8 protein-coding genes and 1 pseudogene are annotated in these 16,786 nt (G+C 59.3%); 6 read left to right on the plus strand and 3 right to left on the minus strand.

From position 1 onward, the window contains the following. The first annotated feature begins 80 nt into the window (after positions 1-80). The 4 genes and pseudogenes from JJB09_RS03550 to JJB09_RS03565 form a co-directional block, all read left to right on the plus strand. Positions 81-1,658, plus strand: coding sequence for a Do family serine endopeptidase (locus JJB09_RS03550; protein ID WP_201653206.1), 1,578 nt, complete (start codon positions 81-83; stop codon positions 1,656-1,658). A gap of 87 nt (positions 1,659-1,745) precedes the next feature. After that, a complete protein-coding gene (locus tag JJB09_RS03555) occupies positions 1,746-2,423 on the plus strand; it encodes a response regulator transcription factor (RefSeq protein WP_201653209.1) in 678 nt (225 codons plus the stop codon). Further along, positions 2,423-3,847 carry a sensor histidine kinase gene (locus JJB09_RS03560; RefSeq protein WP_201653213.1) on the plus strand — a complete coding sequence of 475 codons (1,425 nt, stop codon included), beginning with the start codon at positions 2,423-2,425 and terminating at the stop codon, positions 3,845-3,847. Before JJB09_RS03555 ends, JJB09_RS03560 begins: the two co-directional genes overlap by 1 nt. 15 nt (positions 3,848-3,862) lie before the next feature. Continuing rightward, a pseudogene (locus JJB09_RS03565) lies at positions 3,863-6,820 on the plus strand (bifunctional [glutamine synthetase] adenylyltransferase/[glutamine synthetase]-adenylyl-L-tyrosine phosphorylase); the annotation flags it as partial. A gap of 15 nt (positions 6,821-6,835) precedes the next feature. Here JJB09_RS03565 and JJB09_RS03570 read toward each other — a convergent pair. Together JJB09_RS03570 and pepN are read right to left on the minus strand one after the other, a co-directional pair. Beyond that, positions 6,836-9,133 (minus strand): sensor histidine kinase, encoded by a 2,298-nt coding sequence (locus JJB09_RS03570; RefSeq protein WP_201653218.1) that lies wholly within the window; start codon positions 9,131-9,133, stop codon positions 6,836-6,838. A 166-nt stretch (positions 9,134-9,299) separates the two neighbouring features. Beyond that, positions 9,300-11,948: an aminopeptidase N gene (gene pepN, locus JJB09_RS03575; protein WP_201653221.1), complete on the minus strand. Its 2,649-nt coding sequence runs from the start codon at positions 11,946-11,948 to the stop codon at positions 9,300-9,302. Positions 11,949-12,237: 289 nt separating this feature from the next. On the opposite strand from pepN, the gene JJB09_RS03580 reads away from it, so the two are divergent. Together JJB09_RS03580 and JJB09_RS03585 are read left to right on the plus strand one after the other, a co-directional pair. After that, positions 12,238-14,553, plus strand: coding sequence for a xanthine dehydrogenase family protein molybdopterin-binding subunit (locus tag JJB09_RS03580; RefSeq protein WP_201653224.1), 2,316 nt, complete (start codon positions 12,238-12,240; stop codon positions 14,551-14,553). A 93-nt stretch (positions 14,554-14,646) separates the two neighbouring features. Continuing rightward, entirely contained in the window at positions 14,647-15,579 is a 933-nt protein-coding gene (locus tag JJB09_RS03585; protein WP_201653227.1) for a DMT family transporter, read from the plus strand. Here the strand turns inward: JJB09_RS03585 and JJB09_RS03590 are convergent. Then, a complete protein-coding gene (locus JJB09_RS03590; RefSeq protein WP_201653229.1) occupies positions 15,561-16,733 on the minus strand; it encodes an MFS transporter in 1,173 nt (390 codons plus the stop codon). The two genes, JJB09_RS03585 and JJB09_RS03590, sit on opposite strands and share 19 nt — an antisense overlap. Positions 16,734-16,786: the final 53 nt, after the last annotated feature.

The raw sequence follows: 16,786 nt of genomic DNA on the forward strand, positions 1-16,786 counted from the left end.
AAGGTGGTATGCATTAGTAATTTTCCCATCATTGATAGGTCGAAGTTCATCATGCTTCGCTGAATGGAAGGAAAATGCAAATGACCGGTAAGATCGCTTCCCGCACGTCACTCACCTCGCTCCTCAAGGCCGGCACCATTGCCGGTATTGCCGCTGCTGTGCTGGTGACCGGAGCGCCGCTGCGCATTCAATCTGCGGAAGCTGCTGCCGTGAAGCTGGAAAATGCCCAGCAGTTGCCCGGCTTCGCGGATGTTGTGAGCGCCGTTACCCCCGCCGTTGTGTCTGTGCGCGTTCAGTCTCGCGCTACGCCAGCCTCGGACACCGACAGCTATGGTTTCAATTTCGGTGGCCCCGGTGGCTTTGACAACCTGCCGGACGATCACCCGCTGAAGCGCTTCTTCCGCGAATTCGGCGGTGACCAGTTTGGCAACCAGACGCCTGACCCTGGTCAGGATCACTGGAAGCGTTATGGCAATCGCGACAAGGACATGAAGCCGCGCCTTCGCCCGACCTCGCAGGGCTCCGGGTTCTTCATCTCCGAGGATGGTTATCTCGTCACCAACAATCACGTGGTTGACGGCGGCAGCGCCTTTACCGTGGTGCTCGCTGACGGCACGGAAATGGATGCCAAGATGATTGGCCGCGATCCGCGTACGGATCTCGCGGTTCTGAAGGTCGATGAAAAGCGCAAGTTCACCTACGTGCAGTTTGCAGATGACAGCAAGGTTCGCGTCGGCGATTGGGTGGTTGCAGTGGGCAACCCCTTCGGCCTCGGCGGCACGGTGACTGCCGGTATCGTTTCGGCACGCAGCCGTGACCTTGGCCAGGGCCCGTATGACGACTTCCTGCAGGTGGATGCTGCCGTCAATCGCGGCAATTCCGGCGGACCGACCTTTAACCTCGAAGGCGAAGTCGTCGGGATCAACACCGCAATCTTCTCGCCGACCGGCGGCAATGTCGGCATTGCCTTCGCCATTCCTGCATCCGTTGCCAAGGATGTCGTCACCAAGCTGATCAAGGGCGGCGACATCGCCCGCGGCTGGCTTGGCGTAAAGATCGAGCCTGTGACGCAGGACGTCGCCGACTCGCTCGGCCTGGCCGAGGCTGCCGGTGCACTGGTCAACGAACCGCAGACCGGATCGCCTGGCGACAAGGCCGGCATCAAGGTTGGCGACGTTATCACTGCCGTCGATGGCGAAACGGTGAAGGGTCCGAAAGAGCTCGCTCGGAAGATCGGCTCCATGGATCCGGGCAAAGTCGTGGATGTATCCGTCTGGCGTGATGGCAAGTCAGTGAGCGTCAAGGTAACGCTCGGAACGCTGCCTGTGGACAACAAGGAGGCTTCTGCCCAGCCCCAGCAGGGTACGGATGAGAACCAGAGCCCGACCGAGCAGACGCTGGACAAGCTCGGTATCATCGTCACACCTGCTGATGATGGCAACGGCGTACGGATTACATCTGTCAATCCGCAGTCCGACGCTGCCGACAAGGGTCTGAAACAGGGTGAGAAGATCACTTCTGTCAACAACCAGACGGTCAGCTCCGCTGAGGATATCCAGAAGGTGATCGAATCCGCCAAGAAGGACGGCCGCAAGAAGGCGCTGTTCCAGATCGAGGATCAGAACGGCAATCGGTTCGTGGCCCTGCCACTCGGCTGATAAGTCTCTTCTGCTTCGCTTCGTCTGCCCTCCCTTCCCACGAAGGGGGGGCTTCCTGTCCAGCGCTTTCCTGCCTATCCTGCCGCCATGAAGATTCTCATCATTGAAGACGATCTGGATGCTGCAAGCTATCTCGCCAAGGCATTTCGCGAGGCGGGCCACACGATCGACCATGCAAGCGATGGTGAAAGCGGCCTGTTCATGGCCACCGAGAACACCTATGACGTGCTCGTCGTGGACCGGATGCTACCGCGCAGGGACGGTCTTTCCGTGATCATCGAACTCCGGAAGAAGAACATCAATACACCCGTACTCATTCTTTCGGCTCTCGGTCAGGTTGACGATCGCGTAACCGGTCTTCGGGCCGGAGGAGATGATTATCTGCCAAAGCCTTACTCGTTCACCGAGTTGCTGGCACGTGTCGAAGTGTTGGGACGTCGTCGTGGCCAGCCCGAACAGGACATGGTCTACAAAGTGGGCGACCTTGAGCTCGATCGGCTGTCTCATGAGGTGCGCCGGCAGGGCAAGGAGATCCTGCTGCAGCCACGCGAATACCGCTTGCTCGAATACCTGATGAAAAATGCCGGTCAGGTGGTAACGCGTACGATGCTGCTGGAGAATGTCTGGGATTACCATTTTGACCCACAGACAAACGTCATCGACGTGCATGTTTCCCGGCTGAGATCCAAGATCGAAAAGGATTTCGACAAGCCGTTGCTGCGGACCATTCGTGGTGCGGGCTATATGATCAAGGACGACGGATAATGTCGGCACCCAGCCGGTTGCAGGCGCTTGCCAGAAACACAGCGCTGCGTTTGTCCGCACTCTATCTGCTGCTGTTTTCCGCCTGTGCTGCGCTGCTGGTGCTCTACGTTTCGTCGGTTTCCGAGACCCAGTTGCAGTCCCGGATGCGGGATTCGGTGGCATCGGAGGTTCAGGAACTCGATGACATCTATTCGCGGGGCGGAATCGCTGCGCTGTTGAAGTTCCTGGAAAACCGCTCTCACCAGCCCGGCGCCAATCTTTATGTGATCGCTGGGCCGAATGGCGAGATTCTGGCCGGTAACGTCGCCTCGCTTCAGCCCGGGGTTCTGGACGAGGAAGGCTGGACCAACAAGCCGTTCCTCTATCAACGCTACGGCGATCGCGACAAGAATGATCGCCACGCAGCCATTGCCCATGTTTTCTTCTTTGAAAACGGATTGCGGGTCCTCGTCGGGCGCGACCTCGGCGAGCCCGAAAACGCGCGCCAGATGGTGCGCCACGCGTTGATGCTGGCGCTTGGCGTTATGGGGCTTGGCGCCTTGATCATCTGGTTTGCTATCGGCCGCAATGCGTTGAACCGGATCGACCGGACATCAGTGGCCGCACAGAAGATCATGGGCGGCGACCTTTCCCAACGGCTGCCTGTCACAGGCGCCGGCGACGAGTTCGACCGCCTTTCCGTTTCACTGAATGCGATGCTGGCACGCATGGAAAAACTGAACGAGGGCTTGCGCCAGGTCTCGGACAACATCGCCCATGACCTGAAGACGCCGCTCACGCGTCTGCGCAACAGGGCTGAGAGCGCACTTGCAGGCGAGCGGCCGGAGCAGGAGTATCGAGCCGCACTTGAGGATGTGATCTCAGAGTCCGACCAGTTGATCCGCACGTTCAATGCGTTGCTGATGATTTCTCGCGTCGAGGCCGGATCTGCTGCTGCGGAAATGTCCGACCTCGATCTGTCGGAAATTGCCGCTGAATTCATCGAGCTCTACGAGCCGGTTGCGGAGGATCAGGGTATCACGATTGTCAAATCGATCGCGCCGGGCATGCTGGTGCGGGGAAATCGCGAACTGATCGGTCAGGCGATTTCGAACCTGATCGACAATGCGATCAAATATGGCGAGAATGACCAGAAGCCGGAGATCGCGATTTCGGTCGAGCGTTCGCATCGAGCGATCCTGTTGAAAGTCGCCGATCATGGTCCGGGAGTTCCAGAAGACAAGTATGACGAGGTCGTGCAACGGTTCTACCGGCTCGATGAAAGCCGGTCCAAACCTGGTACCGGCCTTGGTCTTTCGCTTGCGGTCGCGGTAATGGAGCTTCATGGTGGCAGCATCGCTTTGGCAGCCACCGATCCAGGCCGGGAGACCGGCAAGGGACTGTCCGTGATCATGGTCTTTCCCGAGGAGGAGGCCGAGAAATGACATTTTGGGGGATCCATGTCGAACAGTGCAGCAGCTTCAACTGAGACTTTGCCGGCAGCACAGCTCTCTTCTCTGCCTGTCAATCCGCTCAGGCCGCTCAGCCAGCAGGAAGCGAAGTCCGTGATCGCGGATCTCAAGGACTGGGCAAAGGGAGAGCCAGCAATCGCTTCCCTTTTGGCGGGTGAGACGCCGGATCGGGAGTTTGTCATTGCGGCACTTTCGCTTTCTCCTTTTTTGCGCGACATCGCCCGCGTGGACCCGAGCCTCCTCGCGGTAGCGCTGACCACTGATCTACGGAGCGCGCTTCGCCAGACAGTAGAAGCGGTTCGGCACACCTGGCGCGATTGCACCGAAGCGGAGCTGATGACCGCCTTGCGCAAGGCCAAGCGCCGTGCCGCCTTCCTGATTGCGCTTGCCGATCTGGCCAAGCTGTTTGACGGTCGCGAAACCACGGGCTGGCTGACCGATCTCGCCGAAGCATCGGTCGCCGCCGCCATCGACCATCTTCTCCAGGCATCCCACGTTGCCGGCAAGGTGCGCCTTGTCGATGAAACCCAGCCTTCAAAGTCGTCGGGGCTTATCGTCCTCGGCATGGGCAAGCTCGGCGGCAGGGAGCTCAATTACTCCTCCGATATCGACGTCGTGGTTTTCTACGATCCCGAAGCCGGCATCCTGACCGAGCCGGAAGATGGCACGGACACCTATGCGCGCATGCTGCGGCGCATGATCCGCATCCTGCAGGACAGGACCGGCGATGGCTACGTGTTCCGGACCGACCTACGCCTGCGACCGGATCCTGGGTCGACGCCACTTGCCATTCCCGTGGACGCTGCAATCCTCTATTACGAAGGCCGGGGGCAGAACTGGGAGCGTGCTGCCTACATCAAGGCGCGGCCCGTAGCCGGCGATATCGAGGCGGGAGAACGGTTTCTGCGCGAACTCGTGCCCTTCGTGTTCCGGAAATATCTCGATTATGCTGCGATTTCCGACATCCATTCGATCAAGCGCCAGATCCACGTGCACAAGGGCCACGGCGAAATTGCCGTAAAAGGCCACAACATCAAGCTTGGACGCGGTGGGATCCGGGAAATCGAGTTTTTCGCACAGACGCAGCAACTGATTGCCGGTGGACGCATGCCGGAATTGCGTTCTCGCAGTACCCAGGTTGCATTGCGGGCGCTCGAAGATGCGCGATGGATCGACGCCGCGACCCGCGAGGAACTAACGGATGCCTACTGGTTCCTGCGCTCTGTCGAACACCGTGTGCAGATGGTGCATGACGAGCAGACGCACATCCTGCCGACCACCGAGGCCGAGCTGAAGCGAATAGCTTATATGCAAGGCTATGCCGATACCTCCGCCTTCTCCAAGGCGTTGACCCAGGTTCTGAAGACTGTGGAACGCCGATATGCCCAGCTTTTCGAACAGGAAAACAAGCTGTCCACCGATAGTGGAAACCTGGTCTTTACGGGCCAGAAGGACGATCCGGACACGCTCAAGACACTGCAGAAGCTCGGTTTCCAGCGCCCCGAGGACATGTCCCGCACCATCCGGGGCTGGCATTACGGGCGTTATCGGGCGACCCAATCCGTCGAAGCGCGCGAGCGACTGACGGAACTGATGCCCGAATTATTGAAGATCTTCGGCGAGAGCAAACGGGCAGATGAAGCCCTGATGCGCTTTGATCAGTTCATTTCGGGATTGCCATCAGGAATTCAGCTGTTCTCCCTGCTGTCTTCCAATCCCTCCCTGCTTTCGCTGCTCGCCACGATCATGTCTGCTGCGCCAAAGCTGGCGGGGATCATTGCGTCCAAGCCGCATGTCTTCGACGGCATGCTCGATCCCGGGCTGATCTCGGAGTTGCCCACCCGTGCCTATCTCGCGGCGAGGCTGACGACCTTTCTCGCAGGCGCCACCCATTTCGAGGACATACTGGATAGATTGAGGATCTTTGCATTCGAGCAGAAATTTCTCATCGGCATTCGGTTGCTGACTGGCGCCATCGAGGGGACGACCGCTGCCACGGCATTTACCGATCTTGCCGATCTTGTGATCGTCGAGACCCTGGCCGCCGTCCGAACAGAACTGGAAGCCGTTCACGGACCTTTTCCAGGCGGGCAGGTTGCCATCATCGGCATGGGCAAGCTCGGCAGCGGCGAGATGACCGGCGGTTCCGACATCGACCTTATCCTGCTTTACGACTATGACGACGAGGCGGCCGAATCCGCAGGTCCCAAGCCGATCGATGCGAGCCGCTATTTCTCCCGGTTGACCCAACGACTGACAGCCGCCCTGTCGGCACCGACGGCCGAGGGCGTTCTCTACGAAGTCGATATGCGACTGCGCCCATCAGGTAACAAGGGACCGGTCGCCACCCGCCTGAGAACATTTGAGAAGTATCAGTTCGAGGAGGCCTGGACCTGGGAACACATGGCGTTGACGCGCGCGCGGATCATCGCGGGTGATTCCGGCCTGGCGGCATCAGCGCAGGCGATCATAACGCGCGTTCTGTCGCGCGTGGACAATGTCGCCAAGATCGCCGCCGACGTCGTCGAAATGCGCCAGATGATCGACAAGGAAAAACCGCCGCGCGATATTTGGGACGTGAAACTTATTGCTGGTGGGCTGGTGGATATCGAATTCATCGCGCAGTTCATGACACTGATCGCGCCGGCGCGCGGGCTGGATGTGCGAGATCTCGACCCCAACACCGATGCTGTGCTCCAGCGCTTCGGCGCTCATCTTATGGCGCCCGCCGATGTCGATACCGTGCGTGCTTCCCTGAGGCTCTATTCCGATATCGCCCAGATCGTGAGGCTCTGCATCGACGGTCCGTTCGATCCGAAGGAAGCGCCGGAAGGCCTCAAGGAACTGCTTTGCCAGGTAGCCGAAGTTCCGGACCTCAAGGTGCTCGAAGGGGAGTTGCGGCAGGCATCACAGGCGGTGCGCAAGATCTTCAAGGTCGTGGTCAGGACCGTCACTTGCCAGTCAGATCCGCACGACAATGATCGTGCCACGCCCTTCGCAAGAGCGGATTCCCATTTCACCGCCATGAAGCTGGGCGAGTGAGCGTGAGATCGCCAGGCCCAGGCCGGAGCCGCCCTGGCTCTTCGCATACTGGCTCTGGACCTGCTCGAAGGGCTGGCCGATCTTCTGCATGGCCGCCTTAGGTATGCCAATGCCGGTGTCAGCGATCGTCAGGCAAATGGACTGGCCGACACGCTTGCACCGCACGATGATGCGACCGTCCGGATTGGTGAACTTGACGGCGTTCGAAAGCAGGTTGAGCATGATCTGTTTCATGGCGCGGCGATCAGCCCTGAGATTGAGATCGCCAACGACCCGCTGTTCCACTGTGATGTTTTTCAGTTCCGCGGCAATGGAAACGAAACGCAGGCTTTCCTCAATAAGCAAAGATAGATCGGTCGGCTCGAGACGAAGCTTGAGATGGCCGGCCTCGATCTTGGACATATCAAGAATGTCGCTGATGACGTTGAGCAGATGCTTGCCGCTCTCGTGGATATCGCAAGAATACTCGAAGTATTTGTCGCAACCGAGCGGCCCGAACATCTCGTTCTGCAGGATTTCCGAGAAGCCGAGGATGGCGTTGAGCGGCGTGCGCAACTCATGTGACATGTTGGCGAGGAACTCGGATTTGGCACGATTGGCGGCTTCGGCCCGTTCCTTTTCCGCCTGGTAATTCGCATTGGCGTTGGAGAGCTCGGCAGCCTGTCGTTCCAGCTTGGCACGTGATGCCGAGAGGTCTCCGATCGTCGCCATCAACCGCCGTTCGGATTCCCTTAGCCGTTCCTGATGTCGCTTCATCAGCGTGATGTCGGTGCCTACGGAAACAAGACCGCCGTCATGCGTCCGGCGCTCGTTGATCTGGAGCCAACGGCCGTCTGCAAGCTGAACCTCGGTGGTCTGCGAATGGCAGTGACCCGGATCTGGATCCGCAAGCCGGCGCTCGATGACCGGGCGCGATGCCGATGCAAGGACAATCAGGCGTTCGGCGCCGGGCACCAGAACCTGATCCGGCAATCCGTAGGCCTGCTGGTAGTGGGCGTTGCACATGACCAATCGATCGTTCTTGTCCCAGAGAACGAACGCTTCCGTCGTGGATTCGATGGCATCGGCCAGCCGCTGGTCGGCTTCCGCATAGCGCTGCGCCAACTTGTGTTGCTCGGTCACGTCCATGGCGATGCCGATAAGGTGGGGCCGTTTCGACGGTGAGCGGATGATCTGGGCACGGGCCCTGAGCCAGACATAGTGCCCCGCAGCATGGCGCATACGGAATACCTGGTCGATCTGCATCAGATCGCCGCGGGCGATGCCGCGCGCCAGCGCATAGATCGCACGATCGTCTGGGTGCATCATTCGAGCGACGTCGCCGAAGGAGAGGACACCTTCACGCGGAGGCATGCCGAGCATCTCGTACATCGACCGCGACCAGAAGAGCCGGCCATCGACCATATCGAAATCCCAGAGCCCGCAGCGCCCGCGCGAAAGTGCGGACTCCACGCGCATATTGGATTCGACGAAAACCTCGTCAGCATCACGCAAGCGCCTGGCCTGCGTATAATAGGCGAACAGAATGACGAGGATGATGGCCGAGATGCCGGTGAAAAGTGTGACGTTGAGCGAGACCTCCTCACGCCAGCGCGCACTGATCATGGTCGTGGGTGTGAGAGCAAGTACATAGCCGGCCTCGGCGCGGACCGAGCGGAAAGCCGCGAAGTATTCGGCCCCGCCGAGCACCAGCCGGGGCTCGGCTTCGGTAGCGTCGGCATAAAACTGCGGCACGATGCTCTGGAGATAGCGCCCCCTATAAGACTCGGCTCCTGATGTGGTTGCGACCACCGTGCCTGTGCGGTCGGCAACGAGCAGAACTGTGGAAAATCCCGTCGTAACAGCTTCCGCAAGGGCGCGAAGTTCGGTCGCCGCACCGACAGCCTGATCGGCGATTTTCGGGTTGCCGTCGGCAGTATATTGGGCGGCGGCGGCCGCAGACGCCATGAGTTCGGTCTGGAGGCGCGCCGCACCCTCCATGCGAACCACTTCGGCATAGATACCCGACATACGTGCCGCTGCGACGACGAGCAGGAAAAGCGTGATCAGGATGGGGATCGAACGCTTGAGGATGGGCTCGACTTTGGAAAGCTCGACCTTACCGCCGCCGGCAAAGTCACGTGTTCGTTGCCGGATCATTCTCTCGATCCCCGGAAATCCCCTGAAGCCGTACCGTAGCCGGCTGCCGGTCACGCTTCCTCGACGCGCATCCGTCATTCTTTTCCGCCTTGATTCTCTTGTGGATTCGGTGCGCCGCCCGCCCGAATCATCAACAATGAATCACTGCCGAATCGGCTTGTCCAGCCGCTTTTCTTAAGGCTTTTTTAACCCGTTCAAATGACTCGCGATTTTTTTCGGGATCGCCAGTCATTTCATGGGGATGTCAGGATTTCAGCATCCGGTCTATCAGGTCGCGAACGTCCGTCGACAACCTGCCGGACAGGTCGATCGCCAGCAGTGCGGACTTTGCGTGCGCGGCCCGGCCAGGTTCCAGCGAGCGCCACGAACGCATGGAGGTCAGGATGCGCGCTGCAACCTGGGGATTGCGTCCGTCGATTTCGACGATGCGTTCGGCGAGGAAGCGATAGCCCTCGCCATCGGCACGGTTGAAACCCGTCGGGTTCGACATCGCAAAGGAGCCGATGAGCGAGCGCAAGCGATTGGGGTTGTTCGGAGCGAAATGCGATCCTCGCATCAAATCCTGGACGCGGCGAAGCGTCGTATCGCCGGGCACAGTCGCCTGAATCATGAACCACTTGTCAATCACCAGCGGATTCGCTGCAAATCGCTGTTCGAATTCGGCAATTGCGGCTTCGGCCTCGTTCGATCCCGGGAACCGATGCGCAAGCACGGTCAGTGCATGAGCCAGTTCTGTCATGTTGTCCGCCGCGGCATAGGCTGCTGCGGCGCGAGCCGGACCGTCATCGATATGGGAGAGCCAGGTGAGTGCGGAATTGCGCAGGCTGCGGCGGCCGGCACTGGCGGCATCCGGGCTGAATGCGCCGTTGTTCGTCGTCATTGCGTGGAGGTATTCGAGAGGCCCGGCGATGGCGGAGGCGATCGAATACATGATGGCATTGCGCGTGGTGTGGATCGCGTCATTGTCGATATTGCTGCCGATTTCACGCGCAATGTCAGCTTCTGTCGGCAGGGCAAGCACCTGGGCGCGGAAGGCAGGCTCGAGTGCTTCGTCAGACGCTGTTGCCATAAGGATCGACGTCAACGCGGGGCTCGCGGCGACGTCTCCACCGGCTTCGGTCGTCTTTACCGCGGCCGTCAGTTCCTGGATAGCCAAATAGTTGATCGCTTGCCAGCGCGAGAACAGATCGCTGTCATGCCGGGCAATATGGACGATGTCTTCCGCCGACTGGTCGAAGTGGAGATTTACGGGGGCCGAGAAGCTCCTGTTGAGCGACAGGGCAGGGCGGTTCGCGACGCCCTCGAATACAAACGTCTGCGTACGCTCGGTCAGGTGCAGCACGCCATCGGTGAACTCGCCGCCTGTGACTGTGGCGGCCTTCGCATCGCTGCCATCCTCAAGGATCAGTCCCATCGCGAGAGGGATATGCATGGGTTCCTTGGTCTGTTGGCCGGGGGTCGGCGGGATCATCTGCTCAAGCGACAGTTTGAATTCTTGTGAAGCAGCGTCGTAGTTCGCAGATACCGATACGAGCGGCGTGCCGGACTGATGATACCAGAGTGAAAACTGGGTCAGGTCGCGGCCGGAGACATCCTCGAAGCATTTGACGAAGTCCTCGATAGTCACGGCTTGACCGTCGTGGCGTTCGAAATAGAGATCCATGCCCTTGCGGAACATCGGCCTGCCGAGCAACGTCGCGATCATGCGCGTGACTTCGGAGCCCTTCTCGTAGACCGTGGTCGTGTAGAAGTTGTTGATCTCGCGATAGAGTTGCGGGCGCACCGGATGAGCGAGAGGCCCGGAATCTTCGGCGAACTGTTCGGCTTTCAGGTGGCGGACCTCTGCAATGCGCTTGACCGGGCGTGAACGCTGGTCAGCCGAAAACTCGTGGTCGCGGAAGACTGTCAGCCCTTCCTTGAGGCAAAGCTGGAACCAGTCGCGGCAGGTGATGCGATTGCCGGTCCAGTTGTGAAAATATTCGTGGGCGACGATCGCCTCGATATTGGCATAATCTTGGTCAGTTGCAGTCTCGGGGTCGGCCAGCACGTACTTGTCGTTGAAGACGTTGAGCCCCTTGTTCTCCATGGCGCCCATGTTGAAATCGGACACGGCGACGATCATGAAAATATCGAGGTCGTATTCGCGGCCAAACGCCTCCTCATCCCATTTCATCGAACGCTTCAGAGCGTCCATCGCATAGGCCGCCCTGGCTTCTTTGCCGTGCTCGACGTAGATCTTGAGAGCGACTTCGCGCTCGGACATGGTGGTGAAGGTGTCTTCTACAACGCCGAGATCGCCTGCCACCAGCGCGAAAAGGTAGCTCGGTTTCGGATGTGGGTCATACCAAGCGGAAAAACGGCGTCCGTCGCCGTAATCGCCGGCGCCGAGAAAGTTGCCGTTGGAAAGCATCACCGGATTGGCAGAGCCGTCGGCGATGATGGTGATCGTATAGACCCCGAGGACATCGGGTCTGTCCATGAAGTAGGTGATACGGCGAAACCCTTCGGCCTCGCATTGGGTGCAATAGGTGCCGTTAGTGCGGTAAAGGCCCATCAGCTTGGTATTGGCCTCGGGATCGATAATCGTCTCGACAGTTACTTCGAATGTCACGCCGGTCGGCAGGTTACCGATGACAAGTTGCTTGTCGTTGACGCTGTACTGGCTTTCATCGATCGGGTTGCCATCGATCGCCACTGCTTTCAGCGTCAGTTCGTCGCCATCCAGGACCAGCGGAGCCTGTTCGGATGCGCCTTCCCGCCGGTGCATCAACGATCGCTGGATGACCAATGTCTGTTTGGGATCCAGTTCGAACGTCAGGTCCACCCGTTCCAGCACAAAATCGGTGGGGCGATAATCTGCCAGATGAACGACCTGGCCAGCAGTGGCTTCCATGTTGATTCCCGAATGGCCGAGCCATTTTCTTGTGTTGAGGCGTCTCTCCCTGCGTCCATCTCGGGCTATCAGCAATACGAAACAGCGCAAATCCGGCGGCAGTATCAACGCCAATCACTGAATTATCGTTAAACCTGTCCCGATTTGACGCAGGGGCCGGTAGATAAACGCATTTGTGCCTGCGTGGGCGAAAAATGCAATATGAAAGATAGCGGATAATGGCGATTGGCGTAACCTGTCTAAGACAGTAGACTCCCGGAAACTGCAGTATATTGCGACAGGAGTTGACATGGTGGCTGTACCCAAGTTCGGCATTGGAGCCTCCGCTCTGCGCAAGGAAGACTTCACCCTGATCCGAGGACAAGGCTCCTTCACTGACGACATCCGCTCGGACGAAGCGTTGCATGGATTTGTCCTGAGATCGCAATATGCGCATGCGGCATTCCGCATTTTGTCGACCGAGGCCGCTCTGGCAATGCCGGGCGTGCGGTTGATCCTCACCGCGGCCGATATCGCCGAACTTGGCAACGTGCCGTGCAAACAGCTTGTGACGCAGCCTGACGGCAGCCTTCAGGACAAACGCGAGGCGCCGCTGCTCTGTCGCGACAGGGTGCGCCATATGGGCGATGCGGTGGCGTTCATTGTCGCCGAGAGCCGTGAAAAAGCCGAAGACGCCGCTGAATTGATCGAGATCGACTGGCAGGATCTGGATGCGCATGTCGATCTGGCTACCGCGCTGGAGGCGGATGCGGCGCTCGTGTGGGAGGAACGCGACGACAATCTCGCCTATACCTATCACAAGGGAAATCGGAAAAAGGCGGATGCAGCCTTTGAGCGCGCCGCACATGTCACAGACCTGACGGTCGTCAACAACCGGATCATCTCCAACTATCTGGAACCGCGCGCCGCTGTCGGTCGCTACGATACGGAAAGCGAAACTTACATCCTCAATGCGCCCAGCCAGGGCGTGCATTCGGTGCGCAATATTCTGGCGAAGGATATACTGCATGTCGCCCCTGCAAAGGTGACTGTCATAACCGGCGATGTCGGCGGCGGGTTTGGAACGAAAGCCTTCTGCTATCGCGAGTATGCATTGGTGCTGGAGGCTGCAAGGCGGCTCGAGGCGCCCGTCCGCTGGGTTTCCAGCCGCACCGAGCATGCACTGGCCGATACCCATGGACGCGACAGCATCATGGCGGCGTCGCTGGCCTTCGATGCCGGTAACCGGATCACCGCCATGCGCGTGAGGATGACCGCAAATATGGGAGCCTATCTCTCCCAATACGGGCCGATGATTCCGACGATGACTGCGCTGATGGCAACCGGCGTCTACGACATTCCGGTTCTCGATTTCGAGATCAAGGCCGTCTACACCAATACCACTCCCGTCGATGCCTATCGGGGAGCGGGCCGGCCCGAAGCGGCCTATCTTATCGAGCGGATCATCGATGCTGCAGCGCGTGAGCTGGGTCTTGGTCCGGCTGAGCTGCGGCGGATCAATTTCATCCGGCCGGATCAATTTCCCTACAGGACGCAGGGCGGCTGCCACTACGACGTGGGGGAATTCGAAGGGCATCTCGACAAGGCACTTTCCCTTTCTGACTGGCAGGGCTTCGAACAACGCCGAAAAGGGGCGAAAAACAACGGTAGACTCCGCGGAATCGGGCTCTCCACCTATGTGGAAATCTGCGCTTTCGGGGGATCCGAGCCCGCCCATCTCCACTTGAACCAAGACGGTACGATCACGCTCTACATTGGCACGCAGACGAATGGGCAAGGTCACGCAACGGCTTACAGCCAGTTCATAGCCGAAAAGATTGGCATCGACTTTGACAAGATCATCGTCCGGCAGGGTGATACGCGCGAGCTGGCCAAAGGCGGCGGCACCGGCGGATCGCGCTCCATCCCTATAGGCGGCGTCTCCGTGCTGCGTGCGGGTGAGGATCTGGCTGAGAAGATCAAGCGCATTGCCGGCGACGAGCTCGAAGCCTCCCCGGAAGATATCGAACTTGTAAATGGCGTTGCCCGGGTTGCCGGCACCGACCGCGAACTCGACTTTGCCGGTGTCGCGAAGGCCGCGAAGAAACCCGACGATCTGATCGCCATCGCCGATGTCCACCAGGACGAAGCGACCTACCCGAACGGCACCCATGTGGTGGAAGTCGAGATCGATCCGGAGACCGGGCAGACGGAGATCGTCGCTTACCAGATCGTCGACGATTTCGGCGTGACCGTGAACCCGATCCTGCTTGCCGGGCAGATCCACGGCGGAATCGCCCAGGGCGCAGGCCAGGCACTGATCGAAGGCGCGGTCTATTCCGAAAACGGCCAATTGTTGACCGCGACACTGATGGATTATGCCATGCCGCGCGCCGACAGTTTTCCGATGTTCAAGTTCGAGACCCGCAACGTCCCTTCGAAAACCAATGCGCTTGGTATAAAGGGGGCAGGCGAGGCCGCGACCATAGGTTCCACGCCCGCTGTCATGAATGCCGTGATCGACGCGTTGTATCACGGCTATGGAATTCCTGCGCTCGACATGCCGGCGACCCCCGGCAAGATTTGGGCGGCGATCGAGCAGGCGAAGGCGCGCAATGCGGCTTGACCGGCCATAAGCCGATTGTTACCCATTTTTTCGCCCGCGCGGCAAGCATGCCGTCATGCTTGCCAAATCCCTGTCGAGAATGCCGGAATACCCATGGACAAGACCACCGCCAACCCACTTCGCGGCATTGCCATGAAGGTAATGTCGATCATGCTGTTCATCTGCATGCAAGGGCTGATCAAGGAAGGGGGCAAAGGTATTGCAACTGGTGAAATTACCTTTTTCCGCTCGTTTTTCGCGATGGTGCCCATTCTCGGCTGGCTCGCCTTCCGGGGCGATCTGCCGGGAGCGCTGAAGACCGCAAATCCTGTCGGACATTTCTATCGCGGGTTCATTGGGGTTATTTCGATGACTCTCGGCTTCTACGGCATTGTGCATCTGCCGCTGCCGGAGTCGATCGCGATCAGCTATGCCATGCCGCTTTTCTCGGTCATCGCTGGCGCGGTACTGCTGAAGGAGGATGTGCATCGCTACCGCTGGGGTGCAGTGGGTGCGGGGTTCGTCGGCGTGGTGATCATCCTCTGGCCGCGACTGGATATGATCCGCCAGGGAACATTCGGTGCCGGGGCTACGGCCGGCGCGCTCGCGGTGCTTTGTTCGGCGGCAATGGCGGCGATCGCCATGGTGCATGTCCGCCAACTGGTGCGCACCGAGCGGACGCCCACTATCGTCTTCTACTTCTCACTCTCGTCGAGCATCTTTTCTTTGATGACGTTGCCATTCGGCTGGAACGCGATTTCGATGCCTGCGGCCCTGATGCTGATTGGAGCGGGTTTCATTGGTGGGGTTGCACAAATCCTGCTCACCGAGAGCTACCGCTATGCCGATGTCTCCGCTGTTGCCCCGTTCGAGTACACCTCAATCATCTGGGGCACGCTCATCGGCTACCTCTTCTTCAACGAGTTGCCAGACGAAACGCTGCTGGTCGGCGCCGCGATCGTGATAAGCGCCGGCATATTCATTATCTTCCGGGAAAGGCAGCGCGCCGTGGATACAGCACGCAAGGATCAGTCGCTGACACCATGAGTCACCGGGATTTGGGATGGCCTGCGAACGATGCGCCAGGCCGCATAGCTGCCGTAAAGCGCGAAGGTGATGGTTAGAAGCAGCGGAAGCCCGGCCGGCCCGGCATAGGCGATCGCCTGCCCGGCGAGCAACGGCCCGGCAATGACCCCAAAACCATAGAGAACGGTAAGGCCGCTCGATATCCGGACATATTCGCCGGGATCGGCCATGTCGTTGGCATGGGCGACGTTCAGCGCATAGATCGGAAATATCACCATACCTGCGGCAAAGGCTGCGACATAGAGCATGTATTCATGGCTGGCATCGGAGGCCGCCATCCACAGGCTGGCGCCCACACCAAACGCGCCGCAAACGACCATCACCTTGCGGCGGTCGACGTAGTCCGAGATCCGTCCCAGCGGAAACTGCGCCACCATCGAGCCGAGGATGACGGCGGCGATGATGTTGGCACCGCCGGTCTCACTCAGGCCAACCATCTTGGCGTAGACAGCGGAAAAGTTCAGCCAGGCCGCCGATATGACACCGGCAAGGAATGTTCCGACAAATGCCACCGGCGAACGCTGCCACAGGCCTTTGAGGTCGAAGCCGACCTCGGTCGGCACTGATGGCGACGACGAACTGGATAGCGCTATGGGGAAAACCGCCAGCGAAAAGAACATCGCGGCGACGATGAACAGAGTGGTGGTCTGGGCATCGCCCCAGGCGGCGATATAGGGGCCAAGGATCGAGCCGGCCATGGCGACGACCATGTAGACCGAAAACATGAAGCCGCGATATTCGTTGGCGGACTTCTCGCTGATCCAGCTTTCCATGATCAGGTAGGACCCGGCCATCGCAAAGCCGAAAAGGCCGCGAAACGCCATCCACGCATAGGGATTCGGCATCAGGGAGCAGAGCAGGATCGAGATCGACAGTGCGGCGATATAGGCGGCAAAAACCCTGATATGGCCGGTGCGGCGGATGAACTTCGGCGTGATGAATGACGAGATCGTATAGCCGAGGGAATAGACCGCGCCGATGAAGGAAATGTCCTGGGCCGTCCAGCCTTCGCCAAGCGCGCGGATCTGCACGATGTAGCTCGCGACGCCGAAGCCGGTCATGACGATGAAAATGGAAACTAGCAGGCTGGAGACCGCGCGTAGGCCTTCTAGCATTCGTCACTCCGGCAGATAAGACTCAAATCAAGAGTCTCTCATATGCACATTTG

It is taken from the genome of Phytoamicus setariae (genome assembly GCF_016722925.1).
Taxonomy (GTDB): Bacteria; Pseudomonadota; Alphaproteobacteria; order Rhizobiales; family Rhizobiaceae; genus Rhizobium_E; species Rhizobium_E setariae.